Origin of the sequence: Nocardioides marmotae (genome assembly GCF_013177455.1) — a bacterium.
Taxonomy (GTDB): Bacteria; Actinomycetota; Actinomycetes; order Propionibacteriales; family Nocardioidaceae; genus Nocardioides; species Nocardioides marmotae.
In genome coordinates, this window is sequence record NZ_CP053660.1 from 3,344,587 (window position 1) to 3,361,271 (window position 16,685).

General features: G+C 74.1%; 16 protein-coding genes. 5 read left to right on the forward strand and 11 right to left on the reverse strand.

Translation table 11 applies throughout. From position 1 onward, the window contains the following. Window positions 1-112: 112 nt before the first annotated feature. From HPC71_RS15960 to HPC71_RS15995, 8 genes are all read right to left on the reverse strand, one after another. Complete coding sequence (locus tag HPC71_RS15960) at window positions 113-331, reverse strand: hypothetical protein (protein ID WP_154613275.1); 219 nt, start codon at window positions 329-331, stop codon at window positions 113-115. Continuing rightward, window positions 328-1,638, reverse strand: coding sequence for a DUF6752 domain-containing protein (locus tag HPC71_RS15965; RefSeq protein ID WP_154614796.1), 1,311 nt, complete (start codon window positions 1,636-1,638; stop codon window positions 328-330). Before HPC71_RS15965 ends, HPC71_RS15960 begins: the two co-directional genes overlap by 4 nt. Further along, entirely contained in the window at window positions 1,635-3,218 is a 1,584-nt protein-coding gene (locus HPC71_RS15970; RefSeq protein WP_154614795.1) for a LicD family protein, read from the reverse strand. Before HPC71_RS15970 ends, HPC71_RS15965 begins: the two co-directional genes overlap by 4 nt. Before the next feature lie 14 nt (window positions 3,219-3,232). Further along, entirely contained in the window at window positions 3,233-4,318 is a 1,086-nt protein-coding gene (locus HPC71_RS15975) for an endonuclease/exonuclease/phosphatase family protein (protein ID WP_154614794.1), read from the reverse strand. Then, entirely contained in the window at window positions 4,315-6,498 is a 2,184-nt protein-coding gene (locus HPC71_RS15980; protein WP_154614793.1) for a cutinase family protein, read from the reverse strand. Before HPC71_RS15980 ends, HPC71_RS15975 begins: the two co-directional genes overlap by 4 nt. A gap of 196 nt (window positions 6,499-6,694) precedes the next feature. Continuing rightward, window positions 6,695-8,098, reverse strand: a complete 1,404-nt coding sequence (locus tag HPC71_RS15985; RefSeq protein WP_154614792.1) for a phospholipase D-like domain-containing protein — start codon at window positions 8,096-8,098, stop codon at window positions 6,695-6,697. An 86-nt stretch (window positions 8,099-8,184) separates the two neighbouring features. Next, a complete protein-coding gene (locus HPC71_RS15990) occupies window positions 8,185-8,613 on the reverse strand; it encodes a hypothetical protein (RefSeq protein ID WP_154614791.1) in 429 nt (142 codons plus the stop codon). Continuing rightward, a complete protein-coding gene (locus tag HPC71_RS15995) occupies window positions 8,610-9,767 on the reverse strand; it encodes a hypothetical protein (protein ID WP_154614790.1) in 1,158 nt (385 codons plus the stop codon). Before HPC71_RS15995 ends, HPC71_RS15990 begins: the two co-directional genes overlap by 4 nt. 56 nt (window positions 9,768-9,823) lie before the next feature. Here HPC71_RS15995 and HPC71_RS16000 point away from each other — a divergent pair, with 56 nt between their 5' ends. Genes HPC71_RS16000 through HPC71_RS16015 form a run of 4 tightly spaced genes read left to right on the forward strand, consistent with a single transcriptional unit; the run spans window position 9,824 to window position 13,183 of the window. Continuing rightward, window positions 9,824-11,071 carry a magnesium transporter MgtE N-terminal domain-containing protein gene (locus HPC71_RS16000; RefSeq protein ID WP_171896919.1) on the forward strand — a complete coding sequence of 416 codons (1,248 nt, stop codon included), beginning with the start codon at window positions 9,824-9,826 and terminating at the stop codon, window positions 11,069-11,071. Next, window positions 11,064-11,669 (forward strand): DUF1003 domain-containing protein, encoded by a 606-nt coding sequence (locus HPC71_RS16005; protein WP_171896920.1) that lies wholly within the window; start codon window positions 11,064-11,066, stop codon window positions 11,667-11,669. Before HPC71_RS16000 ends, HPC71_RS16005 begins: the two co-directional genes overlap by 8 nt. An 11-nt stretch (window positions 11,670-11,680) precedes the next feature. Next, window positions 11,681-12,844, forward strand: coding sequence for an Mrp/NBP35 family ATP-binding protein (locus HPC71_RS16010; protein WP_154614789.1), 1,164 nt, complete (start codon window positions 11,681-11,683; stop codon window positions 12,842-12,844). Window positions 12,845-12,847: 3 nt separating this feature from the next. After that, a complete protein-coding gene (locus HPC71_RS16015; RefSeq protein WP_154613284.1) occupies window positions 12,848-13,183 on the forward strand; it encodes a sec-independent translocase in 336 nt (111 codons plus the stop codon). Window positions 13,184-13,187: 4 nt separating this feature from the next. On the opposite strand, the gene HPC71_RS16020 is transcribed toward HPC71_RS16015, so the two are convergent. Then, window positions 13,188-13,727 carry a hypothetical protein gene (locus HPC71_RS16020; protein ID WP_154613285.1) on the reverse strand — a complete coding sequence of 180 codons (540 nt, stop codon included), beginning with the start codon at window positions 13,725-13,727 and terminating at the stop codon, window positions 13,188-13,190. A 117-nt stretch (window positions 13,728-13,844) separates the two neighbouring features. On the opposite strand from HPC71_RS16020, the gene HPC71_RS16025 reads away from it, so the two are divergent. Next, a complete protein-coding gene (locus tag HPC71_RS16025) occupies window positions 13,845-14,123 on the forward strand; it encodes a GlsB/YeaQ/YmgE family stress response membrane protein (RefSeq protein WP_154613286.1) in 279 nt (92 codons plus the stop codon). A gap of 54 nt (window positions 14,124-14,177) precedes the next feature. Here HPC71_RS16025 and HPC71_RS16030 read toward each other — a convergent pair whose 3' ends face one another. Next, window positions 14,178-15,182, reverse strand: coding sequence for a cytochrome d ubiquinol oxidase subunit II (locus tag HPC71_RS16030; protein WP_216656437.1), 1,005 nt, complete (start codon window positions 15,180-15,182; stop codon window positions 14,178-14,180). After that, on the reverse strand, window positions 15,182-16,636 hold the full coding sequence (locus HPC71_RS16035) for a cytochrome ubiquinol oxidase subunit I (RefSeq protein ID WP_216656438.1): 1,455 nt from the start codon (window positions 16,634-16,636) through the stop codon (window positions 15,182-15,184). Before HPC71_RS16035 ends, HPC71_RS16030 begins: the two co-directional genes overlap by 1 nt. Window positions 16,637-16,685 lie beyond the last annotated feature (49 nt).

Genomic DNA, 16,685 nt, shown 5'->3' on the forward strand with positions numbered 1-16,685 from the left:
GCTCCTCGTTGGTGAAGGGGTGGCGCGGAAGGGTGGGACGTACGACGGGCGATGCGTCGGCGAGGTTACCGCCCGGTAGTCAACCGCGGGTATGCCCCGGCTCACACCTCGGTCAGCGGGCGCCGAGCTGGCGCAGGCGGTGCTCGAGCGGCCCGACGAGGGACTGCTCGAGCTCGGCGACGATCGCGGTGAGCGGCGCCTCGAGCGCGGCGTTCTCGGCCACGGCCTCGGCGAGGTCGTCGATCCGCCGCTCCAGGACGAGCACCTCCTCGACGCCGGTGCCCGCGGCGACGCGCCGCAGCAGGCCGGAGGAGCCGGGCAGCCGCCTCACAGCGACTGCGCCCGGTAGGTGTTCAGCGCCTTGGCGGTGACCCGGCCGTCGGTGGAGCGCGGCGGCAGGAGCAGCTCGGTGACGACGTCGGAGAGCTCGGCCACGCGCAGCTGGAGCTCGCGGCTGCGGGCGACCTCGGCCTCGAGCTCGGCCACCCGGGCCCGGAGGTCCTCGGCGCGGCTCTCCACGCGGGGCGCGGTGATCCGGCGTACGACGCCCTTGCCGAGCGCGACGACCGTGGACTCGTCGGGGTCGCGGGCCAGCGTGGTCCGGGCGGCGGCGTCGCGCTCGCGGGTCCGCTCGCGGACCAGCACGAGCAGTCGGACGATCGTCTCGACCGCCATCTCCAGCAGCTCGCCCTCGGTCGCCTCGCCCGGGGTCCGCGCGTCGGGCCGGGTGGCGCGGAGGTCGTCGAGGTCGCCGCGGACGTCGTAGCCCGCCTCGGCGATCGCGGCGATCGCGGCGTCGGCCCGATCGGTGGCGTCGGCGTACTGCCTGTCGGTCAGCCCGATCGGCTCGCGGCCGAGCCGGGCGAGGATCCCGTGGGCGAGGGTGTCGCGCAGCCACAGCGCCTGCTCGCGGTTGCCGGTGATCGGCTCGCGGACCTTCTCGTTGACCCGGCGCAGCAGCTCCGCGGCGACCAGGCCGAGGGACTCGTTGGCCCGCTCGACGTCGAGCCGCAGGCCCGGCGGGTCGATGGAGCAGGCGGCGGCGAAGCGGCGCCACAGCTCGTGCTCGTCACCGGGCGTGGTCGGCACCGTGACGACGTGGACCCGCTCGGGCGGCAGCTCGGCGCCCCAGCGGGCGGCGACGCCCGCGGGGTCCATCGTCCGCCAGCCCCACTCGGCGCGGACGCCGGCGGACTCCGGTCGCGGCCGCCACTTCTCCAGCGGCGTGGTGAGGGCGAACTTCAGCCGCTCCTGCCAGGCCGACGGCACGCCGCGGCCCAGGTCGCGGGCGGTGATGACGACGTGGACCTCGATGCCGTCGAGGTCGCGCAGCACGCGGGCGACCTGGTCGGCCGAGGCCCCGGCGAACAGCTCATAGGAGAGGATCGCGACCGGGCCGCGCCAGCCGCGGACCTGCGCGACCAGCCGGTCCCAGGCGGTCGAGGCGCGCTCGGGCAGCGAGTCGAGCCGTGGGTCCTCCCGCACGACCATCGCGGCGTGGATGCGGTCGACGTGGGTGTCCCCCACGACCAGGACGCCGGCGTCCGCGAGCGGTCCGCGGTTGGCCTCCAGGATCCGCTGCAGGTACGTCGTGCCCGACTTCGGCGCTCCGACGTGCAGATAGACGCGCTCGGTCACTGGTCCTCCCTGGTGGGCCACTCGACGATCATCCTCCAGCGTGCCGGAGCTCCCCCCGAGACCGCGGCCGCGGCGTCGAGGAACCCCTCACGGTGCACCACCCGGCCCCCGGCCCGCACCGCACGCCCCTCCAGCACCCGCGGGTCGACCGGGTGCAGCCGCCCGCCCCCGCGCTCGGCCCGCTGCTCGGCGGCGTCGGCGCGCGAGAGCGCCTGGCCCTCGAGGTAGGCCGTGCCGCCGCCGCGCAGGGTCATCGAGGCGAAGCGCCAGAAGTTCTCCAGCCCGTCGGGCTCGAGGGTCTCCAGCAGGTCGCGGGCGTAGAGCACCTGCCGGGCCTTGTCGCGCGCGACGAGCGCGCCGCGGGTGAGCACGTCGCGCAGGTCGTAGAGGTTGAGGTGGTCGAAGTCGGCCGGCAGGCCTTCGCGGCGGGCCCGGCGGGCGGGCGCTCGCAGGCTCTGGCGGGCGTAGTCGAGGGCCAGCACGCGGACGCCGCGCTCGGCCAGGCGCAGCGCGTCCTGGCCGGTGCCGGCACCGAGCTCGACGACGCGTACGTCGGCGGGCTCGCCCTCGGGGGTGGCCTCGGCCAGCCGGTCGGCGACCCAGTCCGCGGTCGCGGAGGGGCCGTGCTCCTCGTCCTGGGCGAGGTCGGCGAGGAAGCGCTCCCAGTCGCGGCGCTGGCGCATGAGGGAGGAGAACCAGCCGTCGAAGCGGTCGGTGATCTCCGGGCCCGGCTCGTGGCGGAACGAGGGGTCCGGGACGCGCCACCCGGCGCCGTACGAGACGGTCAGCATGGTGTCGGGGTCGGCCGGCGCCGGCAGCATCCGGCCCTCGAAGGACAGCTCGCCCAGCGGCAGGATCGCGCTGCGCGGCACCTCCTGGCGCACGGTCGCGGTCTCGTGGAGCAGGTCGCCGACGTAGAAGCAGGTGTAGATGTCGATGCTGGACATGCCGCCGTCGGGCGAGGTGAACAGCACGGTGATGAACGCGGCGGACTTGTTCAGCACGCGCATGCCGTGGCGGCGCAGCGCCCGCGCGATGTCCCACAGCTCCACGGCCATCTCCGCGGGCGTGGCCTTCTCGGAGAGGTAGGCGAGGTCGACGTCGGAGTCGTGGCCGATGACCGCGCCCTCGCGCGCGGCGCCGAGCAGCGTGCCGAAGGCGATCCAGCCGCGGACGCCGCACTCGGCCTCCATGACGTCGAGGATCCGCTCGGTCATCTCGACCATCTGCTCGATGACCCGGCTGTCGCGCCCGGAGAAGGGCCGCTGGAGCAGGCCCCACTTGTCGATCATGACGGGGATGCCGTCCTTGTCGACGAAGCGGACCCGGCCCTCGCCGCTGCCGAAGGAGACCTCGCCGGCGTACACCTCGGTGCCGCCGGAGACGACCCGCACCTGCGAGACACCGTCGAGCCAGCGGCTCATCCGCTTGGGCCACGGCACGAACGCCGAGCCGGGCTCGGCGGTGAAGGACCAGGCGTGGTGGCCGTCGAAGAGCACGTCGCCGGAGCCCTCGAAGCCGTCGGGGAGGTGCAGCCCCGCGTCGTCGACGCGGGGGCGCTCGCCCGTGCCCTCGTCCACCACGAGGGGTGAGGCTACGGCACGGTGACCCGCGTCGTGATGACCGCGTGGTCGGTGATGCGCCGCACCGCCGGGCTGGTGTCCATGCGGAAGCCGGAGAACTCGACGTCGGGCGTGCCGAAGATCCAGTCCACCCGCATCGGGCGCGGCGGGCGGCAGGCGCCGTCGTTCGACCCGCCGTTGGCGGCGCGCAGCCCGGCCTGACCGGTGAACCGGCAGAAGGCGTCCTCGTGCTCGTTGAAGTCCCCGATGATGAAGACCGGGATGCCGTCCTTCTTCAAGGTGTTGACCGCCGCGACCTCGATCTCCTCGGCCTTGTCCCGCTCGTCCTCGCGCCCCTGGCGGTCCTTCGGGGAGTTGTGGATGTTGATGACGTAGACCTCGCGGCCCGACTCGAGGTGCTGCAGGCGCACCACCGGCTGCGGGCGGGTGCCGCCCATGAACGGCACGGTGATGGAGTCCTGGTAGGTCGCGGTCCACACCGCGGTGTCCCACATGAGCGACTGCGGGATCCCCTTGCCGCCGAGCGCCGTGCCCGGCCAGAAGGCGAACCGGCCGCCGGTCGCGCGGGTCAGCGCGGTCAGCTGGTCGGCCTGGATCTCCTGGAGGCCCACGATGCTCGAGCCGTACGACGCCACGAGCGCGGCCGCCCACTCGGTGCGGATCCGGCCCGGGGCGTACCCCGAGGCGGCCCCGCCCGGCGCGGTGTGCTGGCTGCCGAGGATGTTGAAGGTGGTCAGCGTGAAGGAGTAGGGCTGCTCGGCCACGAGGTCCTGCACCTTGTTGCGCAGCTTGTCCGCGCCGCTCGGCACCGCCTGCGGGGCGGCGACCTCGCCGCGGTCGAGCAGCGCCGCGTCGGCGATCTCCTGCGGGCTCATCCGGGCCAGCTCGGCCGCGGTGGTGCGGCTCGGGGCGGCCGACGGCGCGGGCGCCGCGGGCGAGGAGCCCTCCCCGCCCCGGGGCAGCAGGTTGGCGGCCACCACCACCAGCACAATCGCCACGACCGCACCGACGGTCGCGAGCGCCGCCCGGCGCTCCCCGGCCCGGTCCTGGTCCCGGTCCCGGCCCCGGTCCTCGTCCTGCTCGGAAGGTCCGCTCACGAGATCCCCTCCGGCAGCGGTCGGTCGTTCGTGGAGCCGTCGCCGACCTGGCCCAGCTCGTTGTTGCCCCAGCAGGCGGTGGCCCCGGTGTCGAGGCCGCCGCACGCGTGGAACCAGCCGGCGTCCAGCGAGAGCCAGGCGCGCTCGGCGACGACGAGGGTCGGCACCGTCCGGTTGCTCCGGGAGCCGTCGCCGATCTGGCCGTAGCGACCGCTCCCCCAGCACCAAGCGCTGCCGGTGTTGTCGACGGCGCACGTGGTGGCGTCGCCGGCGCTGATGCTAGTCCAGATGCGCCCGCCCGTGACCGGTTCCGGGGAGCGCCGCAGGCTGCGGGTCGCATCGCCCAGCTGGCCGCGGTCGTTGCGCCCCCAGCACAGCGCCGCCCCCTCGACCGTCGTGCCGCAGGTGTGCGCCCAGCCGGCGTCCAGGCTCGCCCAGGTCGTGCCCGTCCCGACCTGGGTGGGAGTCGGCTGCGGGTCGCTCTCGGGGCTGCCGAGCTGGCCGAAGGTGTTCTGGCCCCAGCACCACGCCGTGCCGCCGGTGCGGGTCGCGCAGGTGAACCAGCCGCCCGCCGCGACGCTCGCCCAGTCGTTGGCGGTGCCGACGCGCTTCGGCCGCCCGCGCGTGGTGAACGTGCCGTCGCCGAGCTGGCCGCGCAGGTTCGACCCCCAGCACCACAGCGAGCCGTTGCTGCGGGTGCCGCAGGTGTGGAACCAGCCGGCGCTCACCGAGGTCCAGGCGGCGCTCGAGCCGACCTGCGCCGGGGTGGACCGGGCGGGGCCCTTGCCGGTGCCGAGCTGGCCGTGGTGGCCCAGGCCCCAGCACCACAGCGTGGCGTCGGTGCGGATGGCGCAGGTCGTCGCGCCGCTGGTGCTGATCGACCTCCACGTGTCGCCGCCGGCCACCGCGACCGGCCGGGTCCGCGTGGTCGTCGTGCCGTCGCCGAGCTGCCCGAAGTTGTTCCGTCCCCAGCACCACGCGCTGCCGCCCTCGCGCACCTGGCAGGAGACCTGCCCGCCCGCGCTCACCGAGGCCGGGCCGGCCGGCACCGTGACCACGACGACCCCGGTCGCGCCGGCGGTCACCGGGTCGGTGCCGCGCACGACGTAGGAGACGTTCCACGTGCCGAACTCCGTGGGCGTCCCGGAGAGCAGGCCGGTGGCGTCGAGGGTCAGGCCGGGCGGGAGGTTGCGGGCGTCCTGCCACACCACGCCGCTCGCCGAGGTCGACACCGCGAGCTGGAGGGCGAAGGGCTGGCGCACGGGCGCCGTGGCCACCTGCACCTCGGGACGCGCGACGGGTCGCAGCCTCGCCTTCGCGAGCAGGCCGGCGGCCACCTTCCGCAGGGCGGCGGCGCCGGGGCCGTAGGCGTAGGAACGGTTCTTCTGCAGGGCCTTGGTGACGCGGACGTCCTGGGGGTCGCAGACCAGGTCACCGGCGGTGCACACGCTCCAGGCGGCGTACGTCGCCGTGCGGGCCGGGACGTCGGGAACCGCGCCGAGCCGGCGGGCCGCGATGCCGCTGCGGGAGGCCGCGGCCGCGGGCGCTCCGAGGGACGTCGCGCGGGTGCGGACGCGGCGGTCGGGGTCGGCCACCAGAGCGGCGCCGACGACGTCGCGGAGCCCGTCGGGGCGACCGGCCAGGGCGGTGAGCGCCCGGTGGACCACGGCCGCGCCCTGGGCGTGGCCGACGAGGACCAGCTGCTGGTCGGGGCAGGCGAAGGCGTGCCGGTCGACCAGCGCGAGGAGCCGCTGCCCCGCCGCCGGCACCGGCTTCATCCAGGCCCGCGCCTTGGTGGCGCTGACGCTGCGCAGGGCGCGGCGGTCGTCGGGCCGATCGCGCAGCAGACGCGCGGTGGGGCGGGAGGCCATCGACACCCGGACCTGCTCGACCGTCCGGTCCGCGCCCAGTGCCTGGCGGGTGAACGCGCGGGCGAAGACGCCGACGGTCCGCCCGTAGGTCGTCCCGCCGCTCGGCGCCTCACCGGCCCCGTCGACCCCGAGCAGCAGCAGGTCCGCGCACTCGTCGACCGTCGCCGCCGTGCTCGCCCCCAGCACGGCCCGGTCGGGCTCCTCCCGCGGACCCGGCTGGGACCCGGTGTGGAGGAACGCCGCGACGACCGCCACCGACACGAGGGTGGCGGCGATCAGCAGGAGGGCCTGCCCGCCCCGGCGACGCACGCGCACACGCTAGGTGCCCGCCCGCCCCGCGCCGTGGTGCCGCGCGGGCCGCCCCCCACCTTGTTGCCGGTGGGGCCGGTGTGGCTGGTGGGTCCGCGTGCGTCCCACCTTTTGGTGGTACGTGACCGCTTCTGGGCCAAAATATTGCCCCGGAAGCGGTCGCATCCCACCTATAGGTGGGACGCGACCGCTCCCCTCAGTTGACCTGGATCCCGGCGTACGGGTTGCCGCCGCGGGCGATGAGCGAGCGGCGGGCGAGCGAGGCCTGGGCGGCGAGCCGCTCCTGGACCTTCGGGCTGCTGCTGTAGCGCGGCGGGTTGGCGTAGAGGTAGTCGACCCAGTCGGCGTAGGTGCGGCGCACGCCGGCGTCGAAGATCCGCATCACGATCTCGTCGCTGGCCAGCGCGACGCCGGTCCAGTTCGCCGAGCCGTTCCAGGTGACCTCGGCGTCGGTGGCGCCCTGGTAGCGGCCGCTGACGGCCATGTACTTCATGTGCAGGTAGCGGTCGTAGACGCCGTCGAGGTTGAAGTCCTGGGCGATGTGCCGCATCGGGACCGGGCCGCGGCTGGTGTTGCGCAGGATCTTCAGCACGTTGTTGCCGAAGACGGCGTACACGATCTTGATGTCGCAGCCGCGCTGCCACATCGTGCGCAGCCGCTCGGCGATCGCCTTGCCGCGGTCGCCGTGCATCGAGGTCTGCGCGATGCGGATCTTGGTGTAGCCGTTGGTGCCGGTGCCGCCGGTCGCGCCCGCGCAGACGATGTCGTTGAGGTCGCGCAGCAGCGGGTCGGCCTCGGTGCCCGCGCCGCGGTGGGGGTAGAAGTACGAGGTGTACTTCCCGTGCTGGTAGGAGACGTAGGGCTGCTTGACCGGCTTGTCGCGGCGCATCTGGTTGAAGACGTGGTCGAACTCGGCGTAGATGTTCGGCTTGCCGGTGATCGTGAAGACGTCGTTCCACTGGCCGTGCGCGGCGAGGTCGGTGGCGTTGTTGGAGCCGTAGATGACGACGTCCTTGGCCTTGCCGGCCTTGCTGAAGAGGAAGAACTTGGTGTGGGCGATCCCGCTGCGGCTGCGGCAGGAGCTCACGCACTTGCGCACGTCGCTCTTCATCGAGGCCTTGCGGTTGGCCTCCTTGGTCTTGAAGACCGCCTGCATCCGGTTGACGCCCTCGTTGACGTTGTCCTTGTTGGCGTTGAGCCGGTCCATCACCACCCGCACCGACACGCCGCGGCGGTGCGCGGCGATGAGCGCGTCCACGAGGTCGTCGCTGCGGACGTTCCAGCTCGCGATCCGGATCTTCTCCCGACCCGGGACGCTCTGGACGGTGCGGATGAGGTGTCCGATGATCCGCCGGCGCGCCTCGCGGTCGCCCAGCGGGTTGTTGACCCGCACGCCCTGAGGCGGGGTGTACTTCAACGGCGCCGGCTTCGGCTTGGCGGCCGGGGCGCCGGCCACGGCACTGGACCTGGTGCTGGTGCTGGTGGCACTCGTGGTGCCGGTGTTCTCGGCCGCGGTGGCGGACGTGGGCAGGGCGCCGAGCAGCCCGGCGAGCAGCACGAGGCTGGTCGCGAGCACGGTCGCGGCGAGGGGACGACGCACGCGGGTTCACACTCCGGAAATCGGTGGGGCGGACTACGGGTGGTGACGTAGACCTTCCCGCGCGGGCAGGCTACCTGCCGACCCGGTCAGCCACCGCACTTGCGGAGCACGGCCCGGTAGTCCCGATCGCGCACCAGGGGGCCCTCGGCCTCGCCGATCCGGCCGCCCGGCACCGCCCACCAGCGGTCGTCGTAGGTGATCAGCGGCTTGCCGAACTCGCAGTAGCGCCCGTCGGCCTTCACCAGCCGCCCCTCGGCCACGCACCCCTGGTAGCCGTTGGGGAGGGTCTCCCCCGCCACCCAGACCTCGGCGCAGTCGGGGCCCTCGACCGGTCCGCCGCTGGCGCTCCCGCTCGCCACGTCGCCCGAGGGCGTCGGGGACTCCGAGCCGGAGGCCGAGGGGGAGGCCGAGGCCGCCGGGTCGCTGACGGTCGTGCCCTCGTCCTCGCCGCACCCGGCGAGGAGGGCGCCGGTCAGCACCATCGGCGCGAGCAGGGCGGTCCTCAGACGGATCATCCCCGCACCCTACGCCGCAGCAGGCCCCGCCGTCGGGGACCGTGACCGGCCCGGGCCAGCAGGTCGCGGGCGACCGCGGCCGGGTCGGCGTCGGCCGGCAGGGGTACGTCGGGGTCCGGGTCGCCCGGCGCCCCCACGACCGGCCGCAGCTCGGCCGGGTCGCCGTGCACCGGGTGCGCCCCGGCCGCCAGCTCGGCCAGCCAGCGGTCGGTGACCGACTCGAGCAGGCCGCGCAGGCGGTCCGGCGTCCGCGGCCGGTCCGCGGCGGACCCAGACCCGGCAGACCCGGCAGACCCGGCAGCCCCAGCGGCCCCAGCGGACCCGGCAGCCCCAGCGGCCCCAGCGGACCCGGCGGCGAGCACGCCCTCGGCGTACTCCTTCTTGACCACGCGCAGGTAGGCCTCCCGGTCCAGCCGGCCGGCGAGCTCGGCGTTGACCGCACGCAGCAGCGCGACCTCGGGGCGGCCGAGCGAGGGGTTGGCGGCGGGCACCGCGCCGGCGTCGAGGAGGCCGGGGTCGATCCGCGCGGCCGCCGCGAACCGGCGCCACAGCTCGGCCGGCTCCGCGCCGGGCGCGGGGCACACGACGAGGTGCACGCGCTCGGCAGGGACGGCGGTCGACCACCGCTCCAGCGCCCAGCCCCAGTCCTGGGCGTGCCAGAAGTGCGGGCGCCGGCCGCCGGCGTCCGGGCCGGCGTCGCGGCCGGTGTCGGCGCGCAGCTCCTCGGCCTCGACGTCGGCGAAGGAGCGGGTGTCGCCGAGCTTGACCTCCTCCTGCCAGTGCGCGGTGGCCTGGCGGCCGAGGTCGCGGGCGGTCACCACGACGTCGACCTCGACGCCCTCCAGCGGCGCGAGCGTCGCCGCGACCTGCGCGGGCGTCGCCCCGGCGAGCACCTCGTGGCCGAGCAGCACCGGCCCGTCGTGCTGCCGGGCCCGCTCGCAGACCGCGGCCCAGGTGCCGGCGACGTCGTCCTCGGCGAGGCCGAACTTCGCGTGCGAGCCGCGCAGCTCCACGGCGCTGCGGAACATCGCGCCGGGGCGCACGAAGGGGTGGAGCACCCCGCCCGCGCGCAGCGCCTCGCGCTGGGAGGCCAGCAGCGACTGGAGGTACGTCGTGCCCGTCTTGGGCAGCCCGACGTGGAGGACGACGCGCACGTTCCACATCCTCCCACCGCGCGGCTGCGAGCCACCGCGGCCGCTAGCCTCGCAACGTGAGCACCACTCCCGCGCGCGTCTACGCGGCCCGCCTGGTCGGGCTGCCGATCTTCGACCCGCAGGGCGACCAGGTGGCCAAGGTGCGCGACCTCGTGGCGGCCGTCCGCTCGGAGGTCAGCCAGCCGCGCGTGCTCGGCATGGTGGCCGAGGTGTTCGGCCGGCGGCGGATCTTCGTGCCGATGACGCGGGTGACCCACATCGACGCCGGCTCGGTCTACACGACCGGCCTGCTCAACATGCGCCGCTTCGAGCAGCGCTCGACCGAGACCCTGGTCATCGGCGAGATGCTCGACCGCGACGTCACGATCACCTCCTCCGGCGTGCGCGGCACCGTCTACGACGTGGCGATGGAGCAGGCCCGCAACCGAGACTGGGTGCTGAGCCGGGTCGCGGTCCAGGAGCCGACCAAGGGGCTGCGCCGCCGCGGCCAGACCCACGTCGTGGAGTGGCGCGACGTCGACGGCCTCACCCGCCGCGAGGAGACCCAGGGCGCCACCCACCTGGTCCACGCGCTCAACGAGATGCGCCCCGCCGACGCGGCGAGCATGATCCACGACCTGCCCCCCGAGCGGCGCACGGCGGTCGTCGCCGCGCTCGACGACGAGCGGCTCGCCGACGTCCTCGAGGAGCTCCCGGACGAGGACCAGGTCGAGATCCTCAGCCACCTCGACACCGAGCGCGCCGCCGACGTGCTCGAGGAGATGTCCGCCGACGACGCCGCCGACCTCATCGCCGACCTCTCCCCCGAGACCGCGCAGGTGCTGCTGGACCTGATGGAGCCGGCGGAGGCCGAGGACGTGCGGCGGCTGATGTCGTACGTCGAGAACACCGCCGGCGCGATGATGACCCCCGAGCCGGTCATCCTCGGGCCGGACGCGACCATCGCCGACGCGCTCGCGCACGTGCGCAACCCCGAGCTGACCCCGGCGCTGGCCGCCCTCGTCTACGTGTGCCGGCCGCCGCTGGAGACCCCGACCGGACGGTTCCTCGGCGTCGCCCACATCCAGCGGCTCCTGCGCGAGCCCCCCTCGACCCTCGTCGCCGGCGCGCTGGACGACTCGATGGAGAACCTCAAGCCCGCGGCCACGATCGACCAGGTCGCGGCCCACCTGGCGACGTACAACCTGGTGGCGGCGCCGGTCGTGGACGAGAACGGCCACCTGCTCGGCGCGGTGACCGTCGACGACCTGCTCGACCACATGCTGCCCGAGGGCTGGCGGGACCGGGCGGTGCGTCGTGCCTGAGCAGCAGCAGCGCTCCACCCCGAGCCGCCTCGACACCCCCCGCGACCTGCGGCGCCGGTCCTTCCTCAGCCGCCGACCGTCGTACGACGCCGACACCTTCGGCGTCTTCGCCGAGCAGTTCGCGCGGTTCATGGGCACCGCGCGGTTCCTCATCTACATGACGGCGTTCGTCATCGTGTGGGTGCTGTGGAACACCCTGGCGCCCGCGGACTGGCGCTACGACCCGTACGCCTTCATCTTCCTGACCCTGATGCTCAGCCTCCAGGCGTCGTACGCCGCACCGCTGATCCTGCTCGCGCAGAACCGGCAGGAGCAGCGCGACAAGGTCATCGCCGAGCAGGACCGCCAGGCCAACGCCCGGGCCCACGCCGACATGGAGTTCCTCGCCCGCGAGGTCGCCTCGCTGCGGATGTCGGTGGGCGAGATGGCCACCCGCGACTTCCTGCGCTCGGAGCTGCGCGCGCTGCTCCAGGAGCTCGACGAGCGGGCCGAGGCGGGAGCGCTGGAGCGGGCCGACGAGCACGCCGACCGACGCCAGGCGCGTGAGACTCGTCCCACCCCTGCCACGGATGCGGGGCCGGACTCCCCCGCGACCTAGACTCGGACATCATGAGCACTGGGCTTGTCGACAAGGTCACCGCAGCACTCGCGACGGTCAACGACCCCGAGATCAAGCGGCCGATCACCGAGCTGGGCATGGTCGACTCCGTCGAGGTCGACGGCGCCGGTCTCGCGAAGGTCCACGTGCTGCTGACGGTCGCCGGATGTCCGCTGAAGGACACCATCAACCGCGACGTCACCGCCGCCGTCACCCAGGTCCCCGGGATCACCGGTGTGGACCTCTCCCTCGGCGTGATGACCGCCGAGCAGCGGGCCGGCCTCAAGGACGTGCTCAGCGGCGGCCAGGCGCAGCGCGAGATCCCCTTCGCGCAGCCCGGCAACCTGACCAAGGTCTTCGCGATCGCCAGCGGCAAGGGCGGTGTCGGCAAGTCCTCGGTCACCGTCAACCTCGCGCTCGCGATGGCCGGCCAGGGCCTCAAGGTCGGCGTCGTCGACGCCGACATCTACGGCCACTCGGTGCCCGCCATGCTCGGTGTCGCGGACTCCCGGCCCACCCAGGTCGACGACCTGATCATGCCGGTCCCCACCCCCAGCGGCGTCTCGGTGATCTCCATCGGCATGCTCAAGCCGCGGCGCGACCAGGTCGTCGCCTGGCGCGGCCCGATGCTCGACCGGGCCCTGGTCCAGATGCTCTCCGACGTCTACTGGGGCGACCTCGACGTCCTGCTCCTCGACCTCCCGCCGGGCACCGGCGACGTGGCGATCTCGCTGGGTCAGCACCTGCCCGGCGCCGAGGTCGTCGTGGTGACCACCCCGCAGGAGGCCGCCGCCGAGGTGGCCGAGCGCGCGGGCACGATGGCCTCGATGATGCACCAGCGCGTCGTCGGCGTCGTGGAGAACATGAGCTACCTGCCCTGCCCGCACTGCGCGGCCGAGGGCAAGGACCACCGCCTCGAGGTCTTCGGCTCCGGCGGCGGCGACCGCGTGGCGCAGACGCTGTCCTCCCGCTTCGGCTACGACGTGCCGGTCCTGGGCCGCATCCCCCTCGACATCTCCCTGCGCGAGGGCGGCGACATCGGCAAGCCGATCGTCGAGTCCGACCCGACCGCGCCCGCGGCCCGCGAGCTGCACCAGATCGCCTCCACCCTGTCCGGTCGCGGCCGCGGACTGGCCGGCATGCAGTTGGGGCTCACGCCAGCCGCTAGGTTCTGACCCATGTTCGGGGTCGGCCTGCCGGAGTTCGCTGTCATCGCGTTCGTCGCGGTGCTCGTCTTCGGTCCCGACCGGCTCCCCGACCTGGCCAAGCAGGCCGGTCAGTTCCTGCGCAAGGCCAAGCAGTTCGCCAACTCCGCGCGCGACGAGCTGCGCAACGAGCTCGGACCGGAGTACGCCGACCTCGAGCTGAGCGACCTCGACCCCCGCGCCATCGTCCGCAAGCACGTGATGGAGGCGATGGCCGACGCCGAGGAGGAGGCCGCCCGTCCCCCGCGCCGCGGCCTGCGCCCCCTCGCTGCCGGTGAGGTCCCGCCGTACGACGTCGACGCCACCTGACCCGTCAGGGGTCGCGGGACTGGACGGCGGCGAGACCGGTGAAGGCGACGAGGACGACCCGGCCGGTGCCGCCGGTGCGGACCTCGACGAAGTCGGCGCCCACCCGGGAGAGGGTGCCGTCGTGGGCGGTGCCCTCGACGGTGCGGACGACGCAGCGCTCGGCGGCCTCGGCGAGCCGGCGCAGCGGCGAGCCGAGGCCGAGGCGGGCGGTCGCGGGCCAGGCGACCTCGGGCACCGACCGCTCGGCGGCGTCGCGGACGGCGAGCACCGCCGGCAGGTGCACGACCCAGTCCTGACCCGGCGCCCGCAGGTGGCACCACCCGGTGCCGACCCGCTCGAGGACCCCGGCCGTCGGGCCCACGCCCCGCACCTCCAGCACCACCTCGCGATCCAGCGAGGCGACGAGCCGGGAGGCGAGCGTGACCTGCTGGTACTCGGCGCGGCTGCGGTCGGCGAGCTCCGCCGCGCGCTCGAGGTCGTACGCCGCCTCGGCCTGCTGCTCGAGGTCGTCGAGGACCCCGAACAGCTCGCGCTCCCACCCCATGCCCGCGGACCCTAGCGCCGCGGCAGGCGTGCCGGGAGCCGCGAGATGGGTACGGGACCCCAGGGCGCGCGCTCGCCGCCCCTGCACCACTCCCCCGCACGGACAGGAGCACTACCCATGGAGATCGTGGGCATCATCATCGCCGGCCTGATCATCGGCCTGCTCGGCAAGTTCGTCGCCCCCGGCGACAAGGACAACATCCCGCTGTGGCTGACGCTGCTCTGCGGCGTCGGCGGCGTCCTTCTCGGGCTCGTGGTCTACCAGGCCTTCGGCGGCGACGGCTCGAACGGCATCGACTGGACCCGCTGGATCGTCTCGATCGCGATCGCCGCGGTCCTGGTGATCGTGGCCTCGACCCTCACCGGTCGCAACTCCGGTCAGCGCGCGCACCGCTGACCCAGGTCGGCACCCACGCGGAGGCGTGGTCGCGCCCGGCACGGCCCTGCGGGGTCAGTGGTCGGGCCGCGACCACGCCTCCGTCTGCGTGAGGCGGTAGAGGTAGACCAGGGCCGGGACCACGATCACCGCGGCCAGCCCGACCGCGACGAGCAGCGCCTGGAGCGTCGCCCGCGCGCCGGCGGCGTCGGCGATGGTGACCTCGTCGACGAGCAGCCAGGGGTACTGCCCCACGCCCCACCCGGACACGACGGCCGCGACGGCGACCACGGCGGTCACCCGCGCGAGCGAGAAGCGCCGGCGGGCCAGCAGGACGAGCGTCGCCACCCCCGCCAGCGCGGACGCGATGACCAGCGGCGCGGCCTGGGTCTCCAGGCCGTCGGCCAGCGTGGGCGCGTCCCGCTCGAGCGGGACCAACGCGGCGAGCACCACGGCACCCGTCACGAGGCCGACCCCGATCGTGCGCCGGCGCAACTGCTCGCTGAGCCGCTCGTGTCCGCCCCGGGCGGCGTCGGCGCACAGGAAGCACCCGGCCAGGAAGGCGCACGTGCCCACGGCGATGACCCCGCCGAACGCCGACGTCGGGTTCAGCCACGAGGTCCACAGGTCGCCGCGGCCCTCCGCCGGCACCCGTCCGGACGCGATCGCCCCGGCTACGGTGCCGAGGAAGAACGGCGTGACCACCGAGGAGGTGGCGAAGACGATGCCGAACAGGCGGGCCTGGGCCAGCGACGCGGCGTATTTGCGGAAGGCGAAGCTCGCGCCCCGGAGCACGATGCCGAGCAGGGCGAGCAGGAGCGGCAGGATCAGCGTGGACATCGCCGAGGCGAACGACTCGGGGAAGGCCGTCCACCAGGTCACCAGCACGTAGATCAGCCACACGTGGTTGGCCTCCCACACCGGCCCGATGCTGTGGTCGACCAGGGTGCGCAGCTCGGCGCCCTTCCTGCTGCCACCGGCGGTGAGGTCGTAGAACCCCGAGCCGAAGTCCGCGCCGCCGAAGATCGCGTACGCCAGCACGCCGACGAACAGCGCGGCCGCGACCGTCGTCGCGAGCATCAGCGCACCTCCCCACCGGTCGCCGCGGGGTCCTCCGAGCCGAGCGGGTCCGGTGCGTACGGGCTCGGCAGGTCGGTCTCCCCCGCCCGCCACCGGCGGGCCATCGAGCGCAGGACCACGATCGCGCCGATCGTCATCGCCGTGTAGACCACCGTTGTCGCGCCGAGCAGCCACCACAACCCCGGGTTGTCGCCGGCCGCCTCGGGCGTGCGCATGACGTCCTGGACGATCCACGGCTGACGGCCGACCTCGGTGGCGATCCAGCCGGCCTCCATCGCCACGATCGCCAGCACACCGCCGGTGGCCATGAACCGGAGGAACCAGGGCCACTCGGCCAGGTCGCGGCCGCGCCACTGGGCGAACCAGTAGACGACGGCGACGAGCGCGAGCAGGGTGCCGAGGCCGACCATGAGCTGGAAGGAGAGGTGGGTGATGTTGACCGGCGGGTGGGTGTCGGCGGGGAACTCATCGAGGCCCACGACCGGCTTGTTGAAGGAGTTCCGCGCGATCAGGGAGCCGAGGTAGGGGATGTCGAGGGCGTAGCGGACCTCCCCGTCGATGAGGATCCCGCCCAGGCGCAGCGGCGCGGGTTGCTCGGTCTCGGTCGCGAGCTCGAAGGCCGCCAGCTTGGCCGGCTGCCACTGGGCGAGCCGGCCGCCGAGCAGGTGGCCGACGAAGGGCTGCAGCACCGCCGAGACGCTCGCGAAGGCCATCGCCACGCGGAAGCCGAGCCGGTGCCGCTCGTCGCGGCGCCCGCGCAGCATGCCGACGGCGTACACCGCGGCGATGGCGAAGCCGGCGACCATGTACGCCGCGAGCCACATGTGCAGGAACTGCCAGAACGCCGCGGGGTTGAACATGACCGCCCACGGCTCGATGTCGGTGACCTCGCCGTCGACGACCTTGAAGCCGACCGGCACGTTCATCCAGGCGTTGACCGCGATCACGCAGTAGGTGCCGATCACGCCGGTGATCGCCATCGGCACGATCATCAGCAGGTGCTGCTTGGCCGGCATCCGGCCCCACCCGTAGAGGTAGATGCCGAGGAAGATCGCCTCGAGGAAGAACGCCAGCCCCTCGAAGGCGAACGGCAGCCCCAGCACGTCGCCGAAGGTGCCCATCAGGCCGGGCCAGAGCAGGCCCATCTCGAAGCTGAGCACGGTGCCGGAGACCGCACCGATGGCGAAGAGCACCGCGGAGACCTTCGCCCAGCGCTGGGCGAGGACCAGGGCGTGCTCGTTGCCCCGGCGCAGGCCGATGACGTGCATCGCGAAGATGATCGCGGGGAACGCGACACCGAAGCAGGCCAGGATGATGTGCCAGCCCAGCGAGAGCGCCATCTGCTGCCGGGCCGGCAGCAGACCGGCCGGATCGGCGACGGCGTCCGCGACCGCCGTGACGGCGTCGGCCGCAGGCACGACGACCGAGGACAGGAGCACGTCGATGGGCACCATGCCGTCCACCGTAGGTCGGGCCTCGGACGTTTCCGAGGGCTTGTGAAAG

Bases quoted from the DNA above. Each gene is read 5' to 3' on its own strand.
- HPC71_RS15990 (WP_154614791.1), bottom strand. From the start codon at position 8,613: ATGATCCGTCTGAGGACCGCCCTGCTCGCGCCGATGGTGCTGACCGGC.
- HPC71_RS16010 (WP_154614789.1), top strand. From the start codon at position 11,681: ATGAGCACTGGGCTTGTCGACAAGGTCACCGCAGCACTCGCGACGGTC.
- HPC71_RS16015 (WP_154613284.1), top strand. From the start codon at position 12,848: ATGTTCGGGGTCGGCCTGCCGGAGTTCGCTGTCATCGCGTTCGTCGCG.
- HPC71_RS16020 (WP_154613285.1), bottom strand. From the start codon at position 13,727: ATGGGGTGGGAGCGCGAGCTGTTCGGGGTCCTCGACGACCTCGAGCAG.
- HPC71_RS16025 (WP_154613286.1), top strand. From the start codon at position 13,845: ATGGAGATCGTGGGCATCATCATCGCCGGCCTGATCATCGGCCTGCTC.
- HPC71_RS16030 (WP_216656437.1), bottom strand. From the start codon at position 15,182: ATGCTCGCGACGACGGTCGCGGCCGCGCTGTTCGTCGGCGTGCTGGCG.
- HPC71_RS16035 (WP_216656438.1), bottom strand. From the start codon at position 16,636: ATGGTGCCCATCGACGTGCTCCTGTCCTCGGTCGTCGTGCCTGCGGCC.